Here is a 20,597-nt window from a genome sequence, read left to right on the forward strand (position 1 = left end):
GCGACCATCAATGCTGACCTCCTCTCAGCCAGCATCTTGAATCATATTCGACATCAAAAGGGAATCCACGATTCAAACAAAATCTGAACCGCTCTAGAGCTAATTGGTTGAGTTGTCTCCAGTGCTCGACTATTTGCGTTGCTAGGCTTTACGAATGCCACTCAAATGTCACGCCTCCCCCGCTGGGACCTCAGAAGGTTGCCGTCGTATCGAACAGCGGATGCCGCGCGGCACTATAGGCAATCTGCATTGTTGCTAATCTACAACATTTGATTGAATAATGATCCCAGAAAAATCAATCGTGAGGATTCTTCTCTATGAGAAATTGCCTTTCAGGTTGCTTTATATATTACTTCGATTGAGTAGAGGGGCGTCAGCTACAATGCAGACGGGCAAGCACAAGAGCAATTCCAGCTTTTAGTGGCGGGGTTTGCTCGGTCATTGGGTTGGGCAAATGACAAGCGTCGAACAGCTGGCGACCGTAGCCATAGGAAGAGGACCCAGGCCCGAGGACAATAGTTTCGTATCACAAAGTGTTCTCGCTAAAATTCAGGCTTGCGGCTTAATGCGGAACGCGAGGCAGCCCTCTAAGATACCGACCCGACTACTAGAATTCTGCGCGTGCAGTTATACGCTGCTGCTTAGGATACTGCTGCTCGCTGTCCTATTCTGCGGCGGTCTATCGCTGGCAACTCCAGGCACGGCCTACGCGGCATGCACTACCCTCAACTTCCCCGATTCCCACACGACGCCATCGACAAGCCCAATGGCTTCCGGCGGGACGCTTAATGTCAACATCGGCACGCTGTGCGATCCAGTTGGTCTCAATCCCATTGGCGACCCAAACGTAGTTCTTCCACAGCATGGCACGATAACGAACTACAACTCAGCTGCCGGCTCGTTCATTTACACAAACAACGGCGACGGAGCGACCCAAGACACGTTTACCTTGGTCGATGCGAGCGCGCACCCCTTCACAGTAAATATAGCAATCGCGCCAGCCGGATTGGCACCGCCCGTCGCCGGCGCGGTCAGCGCTACGGTGAGCCATGGCAGCACTTCCAATACGATCACGCTGAACCTGTCGGGAGGAGCAGCTTCCTCGGTGGCCGTCGGGACGCAGGCGTCTCACGGAACTGCAACGGCCAGCGGCACCTCGATCACCTATACCCCGACAGCGAGTTATTCCGGTCCGGATAGCTTCACCTACACCGCAACCAATGCGGCCGGCACATCATCGCCGGCAACGGTGACCATAACGGTCAATCCAGCGACGATTACCCTCGGGCCGGCGACGCTCACCTCGGGTACTGTCGGAACGGCTTATAGTCAGACCGTCAGCGCCAGCGGCGGCACCAGCTCTTATACCTATGCGGTTACAACAGGTGCCCTTCCCGCCGGCCTGAGCCTGTCGGCAACGACTGGCGTGATTTCCGGCACGCCAACGGCAGCAGGCTCCTTCACTTTCACGGTTACCGCGACCGATAGTTCGACCGGGACCGGGCCGTTCACCGGCTCGAGACCCTATACTTTGATCATTTCCCCGCCGACGATTTTGGTCAACCCAGCCTCCTTGTCGGGAGGCACGGTCGGAACCGCCTATAGCCAAACTATTACGGCATCGGGCGGCACCAGTTCCTATAGTTTCAGTGTCACATCGGGTGCTCTCCCAGCCGGCTTGACGCTCTCCTCCTCAGGCACGCTTTCCGGCACGCCGACAGCGGGTGGCACGTGCAACTTCACGGTCACCGCGCGGGATAGTTCCTCCGGTACGGGCGCACCATTCACCGGTTCGAAGGCATACACACTGACCATTGCGGCGCCGACGATTACGATCGCGCCAGCGACGTTGACCGCGGCGGCCATCGGTGCCAGCTACAATCAAACCATCTCCGCAGCCGGCGGCACCAGTTCCTATAGCTTTGCCGTTACGGCCGGTTCGCTTCCGAACGGCCTGACACTGTCATCGGGAGGTGTAATCACCGGCACGCCGACGGCAGGAGGCAACTTCAATTTCACTGTCACGGCAACGGACAGTTCCACAGGTACAGGCCCCTTTAACACCTCAAGACCCTATACCCTGACGGTTTTAGCGCCAACGATTACGGTCGCGCCGACCACACTCCCGTCCGCAACCGTTGCTGCCAGCTATAGTCAAACCATTACAGCGTCAGGAGGTACCAGTTCCTATAGTTTTGCCGTCACAGCGGGCGCTCTTCCAGCAGGCCTGACGCTCTCATCGGGAGGTGCACTCACTGGCACGCCAACGGCAGGCGGCACGTTCAATTTCACAATTACCGCGACCGATAGTTCAACCGGGACCGGGCCATTCACCGGCTCAAGAGCCTATAGTTTGAGCGTTGCTGCGCCGACGATCACCATCAATCCTTCGTCGCTGTCAGCCGTAACGGCGGGAACGGCCTATAGCCAGACACTGACAGCCTCGGGCGGTACTGGCTCCTACACCTATTCGCTGTCGACCGGCTCGCTTCCGATAGGAGTGGCGCTTTCCTCGACTGGCGTTCTTTCTGGTACGCCGATCAGCGCCGGGAACTTCAGCTTCACTATCGTCGCAAGGGACAGCTCCACCGGCACAGGTCCCTTTACAGGCGCACAGGCCTACACACTGGCGGTTGCCGCCCCAGCGATCACGATCACCCCGGCAACCCTGCCGGGGGGCACAGCCGGGACTGCCTATAGCCAGACATTGACAGCCTCGGGCGGAACCGGTCCCTATACCTACAGCCTCGCGAACGGCAATCTTCCGCCGGGCGTGGCGCTATCCTCAACCGGTACTCTCATCGGTACGCCGACGACCGCAGGGCCTTACAATTTCACGATCACCGCAACAGACGGTAACCACTTTACCGGCTCTCAGGCCTATAGCATCACGATCGGCGCCCCGACGATCACGATCACGCCTGCAACACTGCCGGGAGGCACGGCCGGAACCGCCTATAACCAGACATTGACAGCCGCGGGCGGGACGGGTTCCTATACCTTTAGCCTAGCGAACGGCAATCTTCCGCCGGGCGTAGCGCTTTCGTCGACCGGCGTGCTCTCCGGTACGCCGACGACCGCAGGGCCTTTCAATTTCACCATCACCGCAATAGACGGCAATCACTTTACCGGTTCGCAGGCCTATACCGTTACGATCGGCGCCCCAACGATCACCATCACACCGGCAACACTGCCCGGGGGCATGGCCGGAACCGCCTATAGCCAAACATTGACAGCCTCGGGCGGAACCGGCTCCTATACCTTTAGCCTCACAAGCGGGAGCCTTCCGCCAGGCGTAGCGCTTTCGTCGGCCGGTACGCTCGCCGGTACGCCGACGACCGCCGGGCCTTTCAGCTTCACCATCACGGCGACAGACGGCAACCACTTTACCGGTTCGCAGGCCTATACCGTCACGATCGGCGCCCCAACGATCACGGTTGCGCCGGCAACGCTGCCACCGGCCGGGATCGGGGCCGCCTATAGCCAGACCTTTACCGCCTCTGGCGGCATCGGCTCCTACAGCTACGCACTCACGGCAGGTACTTTGCCAGCCGGTCTCGCCCTCTCGTCGGGCGGCATACTCTCCGGCACGCCGACAGCCGGCGGCACCTTCAATATCACGATCACGGCGACGGATAGCGCTACGTTTACCGGCTCCAGGGCGTACAGCCTAGTTGTCGGCGCCCCAACGATTGCAATCGCGCCGACCACGTTGCCGGCTGCAACCGTTGCTGCCGCCTACAACCAGACCATCACGGCTTCAGGCGGCACCAGCCCCTATAGCTATGCGATAACGGCTGGTAGCCTACCCGCCGGCCTGACGCTGTCGTCCGGTGGTGTTCTCTCCGGCACTCCGACGGCATCGGGCACTTTCAACGTGACGATCACCGCAACGGACGGTTCGACCGGAGCCGGTCCCTTTACGGGCTCCAGAGCCTACAGTCTGGCGGTCAACGTCCAGCCACCGATCGCCGGCAACGCTGCGGCGACCGTTGCCGCCAATTCATCGGCCAATCCGATCACACTCGCCATCACAGGCGGCGCGCCGGCCTCGGTCACGGTAGCAACCGGGGCCAGCCATGGGACAGCAACTGCCTCGGGAACGTCCATCACCTATACGCCGACACCAGGCTATAGCGGATTGGACAGCTTTACCTATACCGCAACCAACGCCTCCGGCACCTCTGCACCGGCAACCGTGAGCATGACGATCACGGCGCCAAATCTGACATTCTCGCCGCCGAGTGGCGCCTTGCCGGCCGGTATCGTCACGACTGCCTACAGCGAGACTATCACTGCTTCGGGTGGGACAAGCCCTTATAGCTATAGCGCCACCGGCACGCTGCCGGCCGGGCTGGCACTCAACCATGCGACAGGAGCCGTTACCGGCACGCCGACGACGCCCGGCAATTACAGCTTCTCCATCACCGCCACCGACGCAAACGGCGCCATGACCTCTGCAGCCTATACGATCGCTATCTCGCCGCCACCAACGACCTTCGTATTCAGTCCGGCAGGTGGCGTACTCCCCGATGCGATGGCGGGCGAAGCCTTCAGCCAGCAGATCACGGCAACCGGCGGCGCGGGCACGAAGATCTATAGCCTTGCCTCCGGCAGCCTGCCGAGCGGCCTGGTGCTCAACATCTCCACCGGCCAGCTCAACGGTCCGCTCGCGGGAGGCACGGAAGGCGATTACAATTTCACCATCCAGGTTCGCGATGGCAACGGCGCGACCGGGAGCGCCTCCTATAGCCTGAGAGTGAAGACTCGATCGGTTACCGTTCTGGACATGGTCGTCAACGTACCGGCAGGCTCCGCGCCTCCCGACGTCTACCTCAATCGCGGTGCAACCGGCGGCCCGTTCACGTCCGCGATCCTCGCTTTCGTGGAGCCTGCCAATGCCGGCACGGCGACGATCATCCAGGGGCAGTTGGCGCAGGCGGGCCCGGTCACCACTCCCGTTGGCTGGTACTTGCACTATGTGCTGAACCCGGCCTATTCCGGTCAGGTCCGCGTCGGCTACAAGCTCGTCAGCGCGCTTGGAACCTCCAACACAGCCACCGTCACCTACAATGTCAGTTACGACGCCGGCAAGGTTGCCGAAGACATCAGCAATCTCGTGCATGACTTCGTGCAATCCCGACAGAACATGATCGCCAACACGATCGAAGTGCCGGGGCTTCTCCAGCGCCGGCAGATGGAGAAGGCGACAGACCCGATCAGCGCCCGCATGACGCCATCGGAAGAGGGCATGACGCTCAGCTTCTCCACCAGCCTCACGCAGATGCGGGCGGCAGGCGGCGATCCGGATGCGACGGCCGCCCCGTTCAACGTCTGGATCGGCGGCGCCTTCCTGACCCATAATGACAAGGGCAGCAAGAACACCAACAACTCGAAGTGGGGCAGCTTCGCCATGGTCAACATGGGAGTGGATTATCTGATCTCAGAACATGCGCTGATCGGGTTGTCCTTCCATTATGACCGCATGACCGATCCGACCGACGAGGATGCGAAACTGACGGGCAATGGCTGGCTTGCCGGACCCTACGCCTCTATCGAACTCGGCAAGGGCGTATTCTGGAACGGCAGCCTGCGCTATGGCGGCTCGAACAACACCATCGATACCCAGTTCTGGGATGGCAATTTCAAGACCACGCGGTGGATGGCAGATACGTCGATCGAGGGCCAATGGTATCTCGACGAGGACACGACGCTGTCGCCGAAGCTCAGAGCGATCTACTTCTCGGAAAAGGTCGACGACTATACTGTCAAGAACGGTGCCGGCGATGCGATCACCATCGAAGGCTTCAACGAGGACCAGTTCCGCATCAGTCTTGGCGCCGAGATCGCAAGATCCTTCACGCTCGAAAGCGGTACCAAGCTGACGCCGAAGCTCGGGCTGACCGGTGGCTTCTCTGGTCTCGACGGAGCCGGTGCTTTCGGTGCAGTCACCGCCGGCGTCTCCATACAGACCATGAACTTCTGGATGCTCGACACCAGCCTGCTCTTCAACATCGAAGGCGACGGGCAGAAATCCGTCGGCGCCAAGGTCGCCGCAAGCAAGAAATTTTGATGGCGCCTCAAGGCTTCGCGAGGGTCGGGCAATCGTGAGGCCCCCTTATGGGCGGCAGCTCCATGTTCGGTTTCTAATCGCCCGGTTGGGCAGATCATGCCCCGGCCATTGATGAGGCCGATCGCGCGATTTGCTCGACCGCGATCGGTGTAATTCGCGCTCTGTATTTTTAATTTATACAACCGCATAACATAATGATAATTATCCACTTTCTTATTTTTTGACATTTTATCTACAACCTTCGATTTTTAAAAAATAGCATAGAAATTTCCTGAATTTTTATACCTATGAGGGTCAAGTTTATTCTTGCATCTATCGTATTGATTGAGCGATGATAGCACTTAATATAATTAGAATATTCAGGGGTATGAGATGTCAGACGTGTTTCTTGGCCAGATTATGCTCACCGGATTTCCGTTTGCACCTAGGGGTTTTGCGCTGTGCAATGGCCAGATTCTTCCCATCGCGCAGAACCAAGCCTTGTTCTCACTATTGGCCACCTACTACGGCGGAGATGGAATTCGAACCTTTCGCCTACCCGATATGCAGAGCCGCACGCCGGTCGGATTTGGACCTTCCATCGATCCCGCGTGGCAGCCCGAACCATACGAGCTAGGTGAAACCGGCGGCACGGAAAATGTGACCGTGCTGCAGCAGGAATTGCCCCAGCACATTCACATTGCGACCGGGACTACCAGCAACGGCACTGTGCGCAGCCCGAGCAACGCACTTTACGGGACCAATAGCGCCAATATCTACGGCCCCTCCAATGGCGCCCAGGTTGTGCTGTCGAGCCAGACAGTGACTCCCGCCGGCAACAACCAGCCTCACGACAATATGCAGCCCTACGACGTGATCAATTATTGCATTGCGCTGCAGGGAGTTTTTCCGTCTCGCAGCTGATCATCTCTTGTCAACCTTTTGCTCGGAGGATCAACAATGAGCGCCCCCTATGTCGGAGAAATCCGGCTTTTCGGCTTTTCCCGAGTGCCCTACGGATGGCTGCCGTGCAATAATTCCCTGCAGTCCATCTCCATATATCAGGAACTGTACACGTTGATCGGTACGATCTATGGCGGCGATGGCATCACAACGTTTGCGACGCCCAATCTATGCGGGCGCGTGCCTATGCATCAAGGTACGGGGCTGGGTCTGTCGACCTATGTGATCGGCCAATCCGCAGGCAGCGAGAACGTCACACTGCTGCCATTGCAAATGCCGTCGCACACACATCCATACCTCGCCACCACGGGCGCCGCGAACAGCATGACCGTGGGACCAACGGTCGAGCTTGGTGCGGTGAGCGGCGATACGATGTATGCGACGGATACGAGCGGAGCCACTCCGATCACGACATCACCGGCAGCAACGCAGATGACAGGATCGACGACCCCGCATGACAATACGATGCCGACGCTGACGGTGCAGTATTGCATCGCATGGGCCGGTATCTTTCCCTCACAGGGCTGAATCGCGCCTTTTCCATCAAGGAGATTGCTATGACACAACCTTTTATCGGCGAGATCCAATTGTTTGGTTTCAATTTTGCACCGCTCCATTGGGCATTCTGCAATGGCGCGATGATCCCGATCCAACAGAACACCGCGCTTTTTTCCCTGCTTGGCGTCCAGTATGGCGGCAACGGCACCACCTCATTCCAACTACCCAACTTTGCCAATCGCGCAGGCTGCAATCAGGGCCAGGGGCCGGGCCTGACGCCGCGTATCGAGGGCGAAACCTTCGGCAGCAACGGCGTAACTCTGACGCAGGCGCAAATGCCAGCACACGCGCATTCCTTGACCCTCTTTAATCAAGGCGACACGTCCAAGCGAGCAGGCACGCCCAGCACCGGAAACGCCTTGAGCCTGCCGAATTCGAGCAGTCCGTTTCTGCCCAATACCCAGCCGAACGCGCAGTTCGCGCAGAACGTCATCGGCGTTGCTGGCGCGAGCCAGCCGCACGAAAACCGTCAGCCCTATCTCGCGGTCAACTTCAGCATCGCGCTCAGCGGCACATTTCCATCCTTCGGTTGATGTCTGGCGTAATGGTCGGCCTGCTACCGGAGTTTCCTGCGCACACTGGCCATCATCGGCTCCGTGTTCCTGCCTGTACACTGCGTCCCGCACGGCGGGACGATATTCCGTTTTTACGCCAGCTTTACTATTCGTTTCGCGAGAATGAACTGGCGCTGATGCCGTGGTCGCCGGACGACAAACAGGCATTTTTAGATCAGCAATTCAATCTCCAACATCGCTATTATATTGCCGCGTTCCCGCAGACAGACTTCCTGATCATAGAAAAGGACGGCATTTCCATCGGCCGCCTTTACATTAACCTCAGCACGGACATCTGGCACATCATCGATATCGGATTTCTACCGGAGTGGCGTGCTTTGGGCTTAGGCACAGCGACGCTGAAAGCTATTCAAGATGCGACAACGGCAGGCAAAAGCTCGGGAATCGCTTTGCATGTCGATCGAAATAACAGACGCGCATACGAGCTTTATCAGGCCTTGGGATTTAAGGTTGTTGACGCCACCGATACCCACATAAGCATGGAGTGGGGCGGACATCAGCTCCCGCCGGATCCACGGGGTTCATCATTCTGCATCAATTGAAGATCGCTTGATAGATGATCCCATCTTTATCTCTGGCGACCGGCACCAGGAAGATGTCGAGAATTCCAAGCGTGGCGTTGTTCAGCCTATAAATCTGCTGCGGAAAAACAACTTTTGATCCGCTGCGAAACAACAGCGCGAACGGCGCACGCGTCATTCCGGCAAAACCTCGTTCCGGCAAGGGCCGCGCCTCTGTCAACGTGAAGACAAGGCCCCCTCCCGCCATATCGATTTCGAACCCCTCCCCGACACAGCGGGCGAAATGATCCAGCGTTACAATCCCCATCCCAACCTCAATTGCTTCTTGGCGCCTTTTGATTGCAGAGACTTATGATTGGTATCCGTGATTGAAGTCTATCAAGAGATTGAGAAGAAACAAGCAACTCGTCTCCCTCCAGGGGACCATACTATGATCGTCCTCCACGGCTGGCCGAGTATAGGTTTGATGTGGCGCGCCCAAACGGACGCATTCGCCGCCGACGGGTGGCGCTGATCGCTCCTGATCTTCGCGGCTTTGGCAGCTCTTTCGCACCTGCAGCCAACGATGCTTATACCATCGAGGAAATCGTGGCGGACATGGCGGAGCTCCATGACAACCTTGGTCGCAAGGCTGCAATCTGGGTTGGCCACGACTGGGCAGCATCGTAGCCGGTGCGTGGCCGCGCATGTCAATCGGTCATGCAAGATGTCGTCACCCGTGAAGCAATCGTCTGTGACTGCACAAAGTCCGGTATCATTTATTTTCACCGGAACAAAATGGCCCTCGAAACCGGCATTCGCAACATGCGGCTTCTGGAGAGCGACGGTCAGGAGATCCGTGCCGCCGATGCCGTTGAAACCGTCCGCCGCGAACCGACCCTGCTCGGCTCACGCCAACTGATCACCGGCGGGATATTCTGCCCGACAGGCGAGACGGCAATTCGTCGAAATTCACGAAGGCTCTGGAGGCGATCGTTCGCAGTCGCGGTGGGCGCATCCTAAAGCTCGAGCGCAGCGGCAACAGCACGACCCTTCCATCGAGATCACCAAGCCGCTGAAATCCACGAGGTTATCTTTCGCGGTTACAATTGCCGCGGCCAAAACGAAATTCCAATGAGGACACATTGCCGCCGGGTTATCGCACTCGCGACACGGCGGCAAACAGTCCTAACACATCATGCCCCGCCATCCTATCCGTGGAGCGACGGCTGAAGACCCGCCAGCGCCTGATCGACCGCCGCCATCACATCTGCCGGCAATGGTCCGTAAACCAGGGCACCGGCGTTCTCATCGACTTGGGCAACCGTGCGGAAGCCGGGAATTGGCAGCGTGCGCGGCGAACGCGCCCACAACCAGGCAAGCGCACCCTGTGTGAGCGTGCGGCCGTCCTCAGTCAGCAGATTGCGGACGGCCTCCAGGCGCGCAGCAAATTCGGGAGCAATCCTGCCGTCCTTGAAATAGACCATCCAGTCGAGGCTTGCACCACGCACATCTTTTTCGCCGACAGCCTTGTCAGGCGTGAACTTGCCGCTGAGCAGCCCCATGGCGAGCGGACCGCGATTGATGGAAATCAGTCCATTGCGCTCGATGACGTCGATCATCGCCGGGACCGGCTCGAAGACGTTCATCGTATGCTGAACCGAGACGAACCCTGCGCGATGCACGTGCCGTGCGGCGCGATCCGGATGGTCCGTGCTCCAGCCGAAAGCGTCGATCTTGCCTTCGGCCTTGAGCGTTGCGAGTGTCTCAAATACCTCGTCCGACGCTTCGAGCGGAAAATCGTTAAGATGGAACTGCAGCAGATCCAGACGATCGCGGCGCAGGCGGCGCAAGGATGTCTCGGCAGACCGCCGGATAAAGGCGGGATCAGAGAAAGCGCCCGTCGCTTGCATGGTCTTCTCGTCCGTCGCGAAGCCGAATTTAGTAGCGATGATGATATCGTCCCGATTGCCGATCGCCCTGCCGACCACCTCTTCGGAGTGCCCAGCCCCATAATTCGAGGCGGTGTCGAAGAAGCGAATGCCGAGATCCACCGCCCGGTCGATAGCGCGGACCGATTCATCATCATCGACCTCACCCCAACCGAGCGGCACATCGCCAGCGTAAAACGGTCCGCCGATTGCCCAACATCCCATGCCCAGGCGTGGAATTTCCCGGTCATTCCAAAGTGTCATTGTGGTCGTGCTAGCGGGTTTGGTCAGCATATCGTCCTCCACGATCATCTATCGCTGCAGGCAGACATAGGGAGGGATGCCTGAGTGAGAAACAACCAAATCTGCAGGGTATTTTTCATAGATGAAAAATGGCTGTCGGCTGCGCGACACGCAGGAAGCTCTGCATGGTCATAGCATGCACTCTGGCGCAAATAGGACTCCCGTCCTCGGAGCCCTTGTCTTCATTGTGCTTCGAGAACGCCGGCCTATGGCCAGCGCTAGCAGAAGACATGCGCAGCATCGGGATCGAACTCCAGATGCACATTATCGCCGCGGCTGAGACCCGAGATGGCTTCGTGGCCGAAGGGAAGGCGCACCGACAGGGTTTCGCCGGCGGCAATCCGCGTCGTCACATGCACGTTGTTGCCGAGGAAAGTGATATCGTTGACCGTCGCGCTGAGGCCTTGGCTTGAGCCTGCTTTGCGCCCGAGCCGAATGCGTTCCGGCCGCAACATCAATGCCGCTTTGCTCCCTGACATCGGCCGGCCGTGAACCGGGATGCTGTCAAAAACGGTCTTATCGCCGAGTGAGATCCTCGCCTGGCCATTGTCCGATGAAAGCAGATGACAGGAGATGAAATCGCTGTCGCCGATGAATTCGGCGACAAAGCGGGTGCGTGGATTGGCGTAGAGTTCGGGGCCCGTACCGATCTGATCGATGATGCCTTTGGAGAAGACGGCGATACGATCGGACAACCGCAACGCCTCTTCCTGGTCGTGGGTCACATAGAGGATCGTTACTTCGGTCTGCTCGTGGATCCTTTTGATCTCGTGCTGGATCTCTTCGCGCAATTTCTTGTCGAGGGCCGACAGCGGCTCGTCCATCAAAAGCACCGGCGGATCATAAGCGAGTGCCCTTGCAAGAGCCACGCGTTGCTGCTGGCCGCCCGACATTTGCGCGGGCTTGCGGTCCTCGAAGCCTTCGAGGCGGACGAGACGCAGCATTTCCCTGACCCGGCTGTCGACCTCTGCCTTCGACTTGCGGCGAACCTTCAACGGAAAGGCGATATTCTCTCCGACAGTCAAATGCGGAAATAGCGTATAGCGCTGGAACACCATGCCGATATTGCGCTTGTGCGACGGCGTCGACAGTAGCGTCTCGCCATTCAGCAGGATATCGCCCCTGGTCGGGTTCTCGAAACCGGCGAGGATATAAAGCGTCGTGCTCTTGCCCGAACCGGAGGGGCCGAGAAAAGTCAGAAACTCGCCGCGCTTGACCTCGAGATTGACGTCGTGGACTGCGACGACGGGGCCGTATTCCTTGCGGATGCCTTTGATCTTCAGGAAAGATTCGCTCATGATTTCAGAACCTTGCGTAGGACCGCGGCCAGCGTCATCAACATGACCGTCAACAGGATGAGGAGTGTGGAAGCGGCGGCGACGACCGGAGTCAGATCCTGTCTGAGCGTCGCCCAGACCTTGACAGGCAGCGTCTGCAGCGTTGGGCTCGCCATGAAGATCGCAACAACCACCTCATCCCAGGATGTCAGGAACGAGAAGACGGCGGCCGAGAACAATCCGTGGCTGATGGCGGGCAACGTGACCCTGATCTTCGCCTCGAGCGGAGACGCGCCGCAAAGCACGGCCGCATCCTCGATCGACTTGTCGAAGCCTTCGAGCGCACCGGAGATGGACAGAATGGAGAAGGGCAGCGCCAGGACAAGATGAGAGAGGACGAAGCCTATCAAGGTGCCCCCCAGCCCCACCCGCAGGAAGAAGGCATAGAGAGCGACGGCGAAGACGACGACGGGGAGGATCATCGGCGTCAGGAACAGCGCCTTCAGCGCATCGCGGAACAGGAATTTTCCACGCACGAGGCCGAAAGAAGTCACCAGGCCGAGCAGCACCGAAAGCACCGTGACGATCGCCGCGATCTTGAAGCTCATCCAGGCCGAAGCCAGCCATTGCGGATCGGACAGCAGCTCCGCGTACCAGCGCCAGGTCCAGCCCGGCGGCGGAAAGATCAGCCATTGCGACGAGCCGAACGACAAGGCGGCGATGAACAGGATCGGCAGCAGAAGAAAAGCCGCGGTCAGGACGGTGATGGCAAGCAGCACATATTTCCACCAGCCGAGACGATCGAAATTCAGCAGCATCTCAACGCCCTCCCGTGCTCTGAACGCCGAAGAGCCGCAGCTGGACGGCATAGAGCGTCAGCGTGACGACGAGCAGGACGAAGGCTGCAGCACCGCCCATGCCCCAATTGACGAGGGATTGCACGAATTGGGCGATGAGTTCGGCGAGCATCATGTTCGCAGTGCCGCCCAAAAGCGAGGGCGTCACGTAGTAGCCGAGCGACATGACGAACACCATCAAGGCCCCCGCCATCATGCCGGGAGCGGCAAGGGGCAGCAGAACGCGGGTGAGGCATTGCAATCGGCTCGCGCCGCATAGGGCGGCTGCCTGCAGCACGGCCGGATCGATCTTCCTCATGACGCCGTAGAGCGGCAGGATGATGAACGGCAGCATGATATAGGTCATGCCGATCGTGACGCCGGTGAGGTTGTTGACGAGCGCAAGCGGCTTGTCAATCAGTCCGGCGCCGATCAGCATCTTGTTGATCAATCCCGTGCGCTGCAAAAGCACCATCCAGGCATAGGTTCGCGCCAGCAGGTTGGTCCACATCGACAGAAGCAGGATCGCAAAGATCACCGAGGCCCATCGTGACGGCATGATCGCCAGCGTCCAGGCGACGGGAAAGCCGATCAAAAGCGATATGATGGTGACGAGGCCTGACACGATGAAGGTGTTGCCAAAAATCTTGATATAGGTCGCGGAGCCCAACAGCTCTGCATAGTTGCCGAAGCCGAATGCCGGCTCCATCACGCTGCGCAAAAGCAGCGCGATGACCGGAAATATGAAGAAGATCGCCACGAAGGCGAAAGCCGGCGCCACCTGGGCAAATCCGGTGGGTCTTGCCGCCTTGCGCGCCGGTGCGGCCTCGTCCGCAACGTCTATGTACGTCGACATGGCAATCCTTTCCCATTATGGGCGCCAATGAGCAGCGATCGCTACTCGCGGGCCTGGACCTCGCATTGCCCCACCGCGGAGATTTTTCCGCGGTGGTCTGGTCATCTCCGCCGCTTACTGCGCCTGCCAGGCGTACCACTTCTTGCCGATAGCATCCCGATTTGCAGCCCAATAATTCATGTCGGCATTGACCTGGCTGGCGGTCTGCTGGTCCGGCAAGGTCTTGGCTATCTCAGGGTCCATCAGTTTCGCCGAGCCGAGATTGGTCGGCGCATATCCGGTGGCCTTCGCCAGATCGGCCTGCGACTGTGCCGAGGTCGCGAGTGCGATGAACTTCATCGCCGTTTCGAGGTTCGGCGCACCCTTGGGAATGACAAGGGAATCCGCTGCCGTGATGTTCTGGCTCCAGGAGGTCTCCGTCTTGACGCCGCTATTGGCAAGCGCGGTCATGCGGCCATTCCAGAGACTGCCGAAAGGCGCTTCGGCCGACGCCAGCAGCTGCTGTGATTGCGCGCCGCTCGACCACCAGACGATATCCGACTTGATCGTATCGAGCTTCTTGAAGGCACGATCGAGATCGAGGGGATAGAGCTTGTCGGCGGGAACGCCATCGGCCAAGAGCGCCGCCTCGATGACGCCCGGCGCAGACCACTTGTAGAAGGTGCGCTTGCCGGGAAATTTCTTGGTGTCGAAGAGATCCGCCCAGGTCTTCGGGCAGGCGCTCACGGCATCCGCGTTGCAGCCGATAACGAAGGAATAATAGAAGCTGCCGACCGAATAGTCGCTGACGAAACGCGGATCGAGCTTCGATTTATCGATGACCGAAAAATCCAGCTTTTCGAGCAGACCGGCCTTTCCAGCCTGCGCGGCATAATCGCCCTCGACGTCGACGACGTCCCAGCTCACCTGGCCGGCTTCGACCATCGCTTTCAGCTTGCCATAATCAGTCGGGCCGTCCTGCATGACGCCGATGTTGGTTTTTGCCGTGAACTGGTTGGCCCAGGCAACTTTCTGCGCATCCTGCGTCGTTCCTCCCCAGCTCGTAAAGACCATGGTCTCGGCCTTAGCGGGCATGGATGCGGCCATCATTGCGGCAAAGGCCGCGAGTGCAATTCTTGCTTTCATGTTCCCTTGTCCTTGTTTTTAAGTTCTTAGAGGCATGCCTTACGCACCCCCCCGTTCATCCCAAGGGGGAGAAACCGGCGGGCTTCATAATCTTGTTTTCCGCTTGTTCGATCAGCTCGCGTATCTTTGGCAGGAAAGTCTGCCACTCGGGGTCCGCCGCCAGCCGCCCGCGTCGCGCCTCACGATCATCGAGGCTTGAATAGGCCCAGATGTGCACGATCTCGTTGATGACACCTATTTCCGAATGGAAGTAGCCGACAAGATTGCCGAGATGCGCCTTCTGGATGGCAATCCCTTCCTCTTCGACGACCTTCAGATATTGCGGGATCGTGCCGTTCTTCAGCCGGTAGGTGCGGATCTCGTAAAACATCGGCGCTACCTCATGACGAAGGGATCGGGGATCGGATCATCCGATGTCCGCAGCCAGATCGTCTTGGTGCGCGTGTAATCGAGTGCGGCCGCAAGCCCGCCTTCCCTGCCATGGCCGGAAAGACCGAAGCCGCCGAAGGGCGCGATCGGCGATACCGCACGATAAGTGTTGACCCAGACGACGCCGGCGCGGATGCCCTTCATCAGGCGATGGGCGCGCGTGAGGTTCTGGGTGAAGACACCGGATGCCAGACCGTAGCGGGTGTCGTTTGCAAGCCTCAGGGCTGCCGCCTCGGTCTCGAACGAGACAACCGACAGAACCGGCCCGAAGAATTCCTCGGCCAATGACGGAGAGCTGACACCATCGCAATCGAGGATCGTCGGCGGGAAATAGTAACCCGCGCCGTCGGGCTTTTGCCCGCCGGTGACGAGCCGAGCGCCGCTCTTGATGGATTTTTCGACAAGCGCGGCCACATGATCCTGTTGTCTCTTGGTGGCGAGCGGACCGACCTCGGTTGCCATGTCAAGCGGTGAGCCGATGTGGATTGCTTCGGCCTTGCGCTTGAGGATCGACAGAAATGCCTCCTTGACGCTGGCCTCGACGATCAGCCGCGAGCCGGCAACGCAGCTTTGGCCGGTCGCCGCGAAAATGCCGGCGACCTGCGCATTCACGGCACTTTCGAGATCGGCATCGGCAAAGACGATGAAGGGCGATTTGCCGCCTAGTTCCAGCGATGTCGACGCAAGGTTCTCGGCCGAATTGCGGATGACATGGCGTGCCGTCTCCGGCCCGCCGGTAAAGGCGACATGCGCGACCTTCGGATGCCGCCCGAGTGCCGCACCGCAGGAAGGGCCGAAACCGGTGATGATGTTGACGACGCCGGGCGGGAAACCCGCCTCATGAACCAGGCGCGCGAATTCCAGAAGCGGCGCCGGCCCGTCTTCCGATGCCTTGACGACCATGGTGCAGCCGGCCGCAAGCGCGGGGCCGATCTTGACGGCCGACAGGAACAGCTGGCTATTCCAGGGAACGACCATGGCAACGACGCCGACCGGCTCGCGGCGCAGCCAGACATCCATGTCCGGCTTGTCGATCGGCAGATAGGAGCCCTCAATCTTGTCGGCGATGCCGGCATAGTAGCGATAATAGTCGGCAACATAAGCGATCTGCGCTGAGGTCTCGCGAATGATCTTGCCGGTGTCGCGCGTTTCCAATTCGGCAAGTTTCTGGGCATTGGCCGCAACGAGATCTGCGAGCTTGTAGAGGAGCTTGCCGCGCTGCGTCGCCGTCAGTTTCGCCCAAGGACCATCATAAAGCGCCCTCTCGGCGGCATCGACGGCGCGGTCGACATCAGCCTCCCGCGCTTCCGGCATGTCTGCCCAGACGTCACCGGTCGCGGGATCGATACTCTGGAAGCGGGCTTCCCCCTCCAGAAACTCACCGTCGATATAATACCGGAAGCGCTGCATGGCGTTTACTCCGCAAATGCCGGCATGACCTCGGCGATGAAGCGCTCGAGCGAGGCCTTCTTGCGCTCGAAGGACATGCCTGTGTCGATCCAGAAGGAATATTCGTCGTAACCCATCGCTTCATAGGTCTTTAGCCGGGCAATCACTGTCGACGCATCGCCGACGACATTGTTGCTGCGCATGACAGCATCGGACAGCATGGCGTTGGCTAGAATCTCTTCTTCGGGAATGCGCTCGATCAGGCCCTGATGGACCGGCTTCTCGTTCTTGAACCAGGCGAAGAAGTAATTGTAGTAGACGCTGAGCTCGTGGGCGGCCCGTGCGATATCATCCTCCGACGAGCCGACATAGGTATGGCGCAGGAGCATGATCTTCGGCCGCTCGATATGCGTGTTCTTGGCGCAGGCATCGTTGAAACGGCCCATCAGCGCCTCGACCTCGTCATCCCCCTGCCAAAGTGGCGTCACCTGGACATTGCAGCCATTGGCAACGGCAAATTCGTGCGAATTCGGGTCGCGGGCAGCAACCCAGATCGGCGGGTTCGGCTCTTGCAGCGGCTTCGGCGCCGAAGTGGTCGATGGGAATTTGAAGAACTCGCCATCATGGGCGTAGTCCCCTTGCCAGATGCCTTTGATGGCGGGGATGAGCTCGCGCATGCGCTGGCCGGCACCCCAAGCGTCGAGACCCGGTAGCAGCCGTTCATATTCGAAAGAGTAGGCGCCGCGGGCAATGCCGATATCGAGCCTGCCGTCGCAGATGATGTCGGCCATGGCCGCTTCACCGGCAAGCTTGATCGGATGCCAGAACGGCGCGATCACTGTTCCCGTTCCAAGCCTCGCCCGTGACGTCCGGCGCGCCAGATCGGCGATCGTCACGAAGGGATTGGGCGCGATGGTGAAATCCATCCCGTGATGCTCGCCCGTCCAGATCGCGTGCATGCCGCCCTTGTCGGCGATCTCGCACAGCGCGACGAACTCGTCATAGAGGCTCTTATGCGTCTGGCTCGCGTCGAGGCGCTCCATGTGAACGAAGAGAGAGAATTTCATGCTTGCACCGCCTTCCCGGAAACCGGTCGCACCATGCCGGAGGTCTCGTCACCAAAATAGACCCCGAAATTGCCGATCTGGCTTTCCATTGCGAAGCGGGCGACGATATCGGCCGTCGAGCTGGTCTTGAAGTGCGCCGCCTTCAAGGCATCCCGCTTCAGGAACTTGCCTTCGCGCGGCTCGCCTTGCGAAGCGAAGGCGCGATAAACGATGTGATGCTTGCCGTCGCTCTTGCCTTCATAGACCGAGTAGAGAAAGCCGATCGTGACCGAAAGACCGGTCAGCGCCTGCAGATACTGGCCGAGAATGTCGGCGGGGCTGCCCTCCCTGCCCTCGCAATTCGGAAGAGCAAGAACATCATCGCCAAGCAGCAGGATTTCACCATCGCGCTCGACCACCGCGCCAAGCTCGATATTGCCTTCCGCAGCGGCAGAAACCGCCTTGCTTGCCAGGATCGGCGTGAAATAGCCGCCGCGCGCATAGCCGAGGCCATTGCGGCCGCTATTGTCGAAGGAGACGATGCGCCCCATCAAGACGACATGATCGCCGGCTTCGATGACCTGTTCCATGGCGCATTCGAACCAGGCGGCGACATCGGCAAGGATCGGACAGCCATGGGCGCCCGAATTCCACTCGACGGCGGCGAACCGGTCTTCGACGGGCCGCGCAAAGGTGTTGGAGACGGCCTTTTGCGTTTCCGACAGCACATTGATCGCGAAGTGTCCGGCGCTCGTCATGGCGGCAAAATTACGCGAGGTCTTTGCCAGGCAAACAAGAAGGAGCGGCGGATCGAGCGAGACTGAGGTGAAGGAATTTGCCGTAAACCCAAGCGGCAGGCCGGCCTGATCGCGTGCGGTTACGACCGTGACACCGGTCGGAAATGCGCCGAAGGCGTCACGCAACGCCCGTGGATCGAAATCTTGTGTCGTCATCTTGCGTCCTCCCCGCATGAAAGCCACTCGGCAAGCAGCTCATTGACGATTTCAGGCGCCGTCAGGTTCACCATATGGCGGTGGCCTTCGACGATGCGCGCCCAGCCATTAGGCGCTGCCGCGGCCATCTGCTCCGCCATCCGCGGCGTCGAATTCGGATCGTCTGAACCCGTCAGGAACAGAGCCGGCGCCATGACAGCCGGCCAGCGATCCGCATAAGTCTCATCGCCGCCGGCGAAAGCCGCATAGGCTGTGGCATAGCCTTTCGGATCCACAAGGCTCAGCCAGTTCCGCGTAAGCTCCCGCGCGATTTTACTTTGAGCATCATCCCCGAACCAGCGCAGCAGCGGGCCTTCCTTGTCGACACCTGAAAGCGGTATTGCCGCTGCGCGTGCAAGCACGGCCGCCTTGGCCTCGGGGTCGCGCCGAAAGACGCCATTGAGATAGGCGACCCGCTTGATCCGCTCATCAAAGGTAGCGGCAGCCCCTCCGGCAACGAGCGCACCCATCGAGTGTCCGGCAACATTGACTTTGCCGAGTTCCATCTCATCAAGAAAACCACCGAACCAGGCGACGAAGGCTTCAAGCGGACTTCCCGCCGGCAATGCAGCACTTTCGCCGTGCCCTGGCATATCGACGGCGATGACGCGATGGCTACGGGAAAAAACCTCGATCTGTGGCGTCCAAGCTTCAAGCCGCATGCCGACGCCGTGGATCAGAACCAGTGGCTCGCCTTTGCCAACCTCATGATAGGCCGTGCCGCCTGCCGTGTGTTTGCGGAGCAAACCTTCGGTCTTCAGATGATCGGGCTTGCTCTGGTCCATGGTTTCTATCGCCGGCATCCAGACATCCGATCCTTACACGCCGGCCGGATTGGAGGCGTCCTGCCCCAGATCCTTGAGGTCTTGGTAACGATCGCCGATGCGATGGTGCGGCCGCCCACCGACGGAGGCGCCGAGAGCCACGACGATCTCATCGGCGGCAGGCGCATCGGGGACCGACGTCTGGATCGTCAGATAATGCGAACGACGGCCTTCATCATTCTTGTCCATCAGCGGGATCATGATCGGTGCATTGGCCGGTCCGCGCGTGTTGCAGAAAGCGAGATAGGATTTGGCGCCGACGGCATGGCGATAGTGATTGCCGAACCGCAGGGTGTGGATCAGCGCGGATGCATGTTCGATTTCGCCATCGAGACCGACGACGGCCGATTTGCCATAGGCTTCGACCGCCTCGCCCGATCCGACCGCATCGATAATGATCCTGGTGAGCAATTCACCGAGAACAGGCGCAGCGGCATGAATCTCGGGCTTCAGATCCGCAACGAAGCCGCGGCCGGCCCAGGGATTTTTGACGATCGCGCAAGCCGAAAAGAGCTTCAACGGCGTTACTGCCGCCTTCCCCCCTTCGACAAGCGTCGTTTCGATCTGCAGGACGGTTTTTCGGATTTGAAGGCTCATGGCTCGCTCCCATCTAGGATTACGTATGATGGTATGCCATAATATAAGACTGTCAAGCATCTTTAAGCGACCGGACTGAAAAACCTGCCGCACATCAGAAATGACCAGTTATATCAACGCCTTATCGATAGAAGCGATAAGCGTTCGCGAAAGCGATGCTTGTCGTCGCATATCTTCAGCTGTCAATGTCCCGCTTTTGTATTCATTATTATGGTATACCGTCACCCTGAAGGCGTGGGAGAGTCAACCCGCTTCACCAGGCAAACGACAATGTGATGAGGTGTGACGCCCACCGGTATCGTCCGGCGTCGTGCAAGTCGGCCCCTCACACGGCGGGAATTTCG

General features: G+C 59.3%; 19 protein-coding genes. 7 read left to right on the forward strand and 12 right to left on the reverse strand.

Annotated features, from left to right (window positions below):
* Positions 1-1,006 precede the first annotated feature (1,006 nt).
* The 5 genes from PH562_RS26960 to PH562_RS26980 all read left to right on the forward strand — a co-directional run bounded on the left by PH562_RS26960 (position 1,007) and on the right by PH562_RS26980 (position 8,690).
* Positions 1,007-6,073, forward strand: coding sequence for a putative Ig domain-containing protein (locus PH562_RS26960; RefSeq protein ID WP_483315386.1), 5,067 nt, complete (start codon positions 1,007-1,009; stop codon positions 6,071-6,073).
* A 372-nt stretch (positions 6,074-6,445) separates the two neighbouring features.
* Positions 6,446-6,976, forward strand: a complete 531-nt coding sequence (locus tag PH562_RS26965) for a phage tail protein (protein WP_285176759.1) — start codon at positions 6,446-6,448, stop codon at positions 6,974-6,976.
* A gap of 36 nt (positions 6,977-7,012) precedes the next feature.
* On the forward strand, positions 7,013-7,543 hold the full coding sequence (locus tag PH562_RS26970; RefSeq protein ID WP_285176761.1) for a phage tail protein: 531 nt from the start codon (positions 7,013-7,015) through the stop codon (positions 7,541-7,543).
* Positions 7,513-8,106: a phage tail protein gene (locus PH562_RS26975; RefSeq protein WP_285176764.1), complete on the forward strand. Its 594-nt coding sequence runs from the start codon at positions 7,513-7,515 to the stop codon at positions 8,104-8,106. Before PH562_RS26970 ends, PH562_RS26975 begins: the two co-directional genes overlap by 31 nt.
* 11 nt (positions 8,107-8,117) lie before the next feature.
* On the forward strand, positions 8,118-8,690 hold the full coding sequence (locus tag PH562_RS26980; protein WP_285176765.1) for a GNAT family N-acetyltransferase: 573 nt from the start codon (positions 8,118-8,120) through the stop codon (positions 8,688-8,690).
* Here PH562_RS26980 and PH562_RS26985 read toward each other — a convergent pair.
* Positions 8,683-8,976, reverse strand: coding sequence for a DUF6916 family protein (locus tag PH562_RS26985; RefSeq protein ID WP_285176767.1), 294 nt, complete (start codon positions 8,974-8,976; stop codon positions 8,683-8,685). The two genes, PH562_RS26980 and PH562_RS26985, sit on opposite strands and share 8 nt — an antisense overlap.
* 161 nt (positions 8,977-9,137) lie before the next feature.
* On the opposite strand from PH562_RS26985, the gene PH562_RS26990 reads away from it, so the two are divergent.
* A complete protein-coding gene (locus PH562_RS26990; protein ID WP_285176768.1) occupies positions 9,138-9,338 on the forward strand; it encodes an alpha/beta fold hydrolase in 201 nt (66 codons plus the stop codon).
* Positions 9,339-9,368: 30 nt separating this feature from the next.
* On the forward strand, positions 9,369-9,671 hold the full coding sequence (locus PH562_RS26995) for a hypothetical protein (RefSeq protein ID WP_285176769.1): 303 nt from the start codon (positions 9,369-9,371) through the stop codon (positions 9,669-9,671).
* A gap of 188 nt (positions 9,672-9,859) precedes the next feature.
* Here PH562_RS26995 and PH562_RS27000 read toward each other — a convergent pair whose 3' ends face one another.
* The 11 genes from PH562_RS27000 to PH562_RS27050 all read right to left on the reverse strand — a co-directional run bounded on the left by PH562_RS27000 (position 9,860) and on the right by PH562_RS27050 (position 20,253).
* Positions 9,860-10,873 (reverse strand): aldo/keto reductase, encoded by a 1,014-nt coding sequence (locus PH562_RS27000; protein ID WP_285176770.1) that lies wholly within the window; start codon positions 10,871-10,873, stop codon positions 9,860-9,862.
* Between the two features lie 227 nt (positions 10,874-11,100).
* A complete protein-coding gene (locus tag PH562_RS27005) occupies positions 11,101-12,180 on the reverse strand; it encodes an ABC transporter ATP-binding protein (protein WP_285176771.1) in 1,080 nt (359 codons plus the stop codon).
* Positions 12,177-12,977, reverse strand: coding sequence for an ABC transporter permease (locus PH562_RS27010; RefSeq protein ID WP_285176773.1), 801 nt, complete (start codon positions 12,975-12,977; stop codon positions 12,177-12,179). The genes PH562_RS27005 and PH562_RS27010 overlap by 4 nt, the downstream gene beginning before the upstream one ends.
* Before the next feature lies 1 nt (position 12,978).
* Entirely contained in the window at positions 12,979-13,851 is an 873-nt protein-coding gene (locus PH562_RS27015) for an ABC transporter permease (RefSeq protein ID WP_113232206.1), read from the reverse strand.
* Positions 13,852-13,965: 114 nt separating this feature from the next.
* Positions 13,966-14,976, reverse strand: a complete 1,011-nt coding sequence (locus tag PH562_RS27020; RefSeq protein ID WP_285176775.1) for an ABC transporter substrate-binding protein — start codon at positions 14,974-14,976, stop codon at positions 13,966-13,968.
* A 55-nt stretch (positions 14,977-15,031) separates the two neighbouring features.
* Positions 15,032-15,346, reverse strand: a complete 315-nt coding sequence (locus tag PH562_RS27025) for an NIPSNAP family protein (protein ID WP_285176776.1) — start codon at positions 15,344-15,346, stop codon at positions 15,032-15,034.
* A gap of 5 nt (positions 15,347-15,351) precedes the next feature.
* A complete protein-coding gene (locus tag PH562_RS27030) occupies positions 15,352-16,815 on the reverse strand; it encodes an aldehyde dehydrogenase (RefSeq protein WP_285176777.1) in 1,464 nt (487 codons plus the stop codon).
* Positions 16,816-16,820: 5 nt separating this feature from the next.
* Positions 16,821-17,861: an LLM class flavin-dependent oxidoreductase gene (locus tag PH562_RS27035; protein WP_285176778.1), complete on the reverse strand. Its 1,041-nt coding sequence runs from the start codon at positions 17,859-17,861 to the stop codon at positions 16,821-16,823.
* Positions 17,858-18,793 (reverse strand): flavin reductase family protein, encoded by a 936-nt coding sequence (locus tag PH562_RS27040; protein ID WP_285176779.1) that lies wholly within the window; start codon positions 18,791-18,793, stop codon positions 17,858-17,860. The genes PH562_RS27035 and PH562_RS27040 overlap by 4 nt, the downstream gene beginning before the upstream one ends.
* Positions 18,790-19,635 carry an alpha/beta fold hydrolase gene (locus tag PH562_RS27045; protein ID WP_483315387.1) on the reverse strand — a complete coding sequence of 282 codons (846 nt, stop codon included), beginning with the start codon at positions 19,633-19,635 and terminating at the stop codon, positions 18,790-18,792. Before PH562_RS27045 ends, PH562_RS27040 begins: the two co-directional genes overlap by 4 nt.
* Before the next feature lie 15 nt (positions 19,636-19,650).
* Positions 19,651-20,253 carry an amino acid synthesis family protein gene (locus tag PH562_RS27050; protein ID WP_113232213.1) on the reverse strand — a complete coding sequence of 201 codons (603 nt, stop codon included), beginning with the start codon at positions 20,251-20,253 and terminating at the stop codon, positions 19,651-19,653.
* Positions 20,254-20,597 lie beyond the last annotated feature (344 nt).

Source organism: Rhizobium centroccidentale (assembly GCF_030182565.1).
Lineage (GTDB): Bacteria > Pseudomonadota > Alphaproteobacteria > Rhizobiales > Rhizobiaceae > Rhizobium.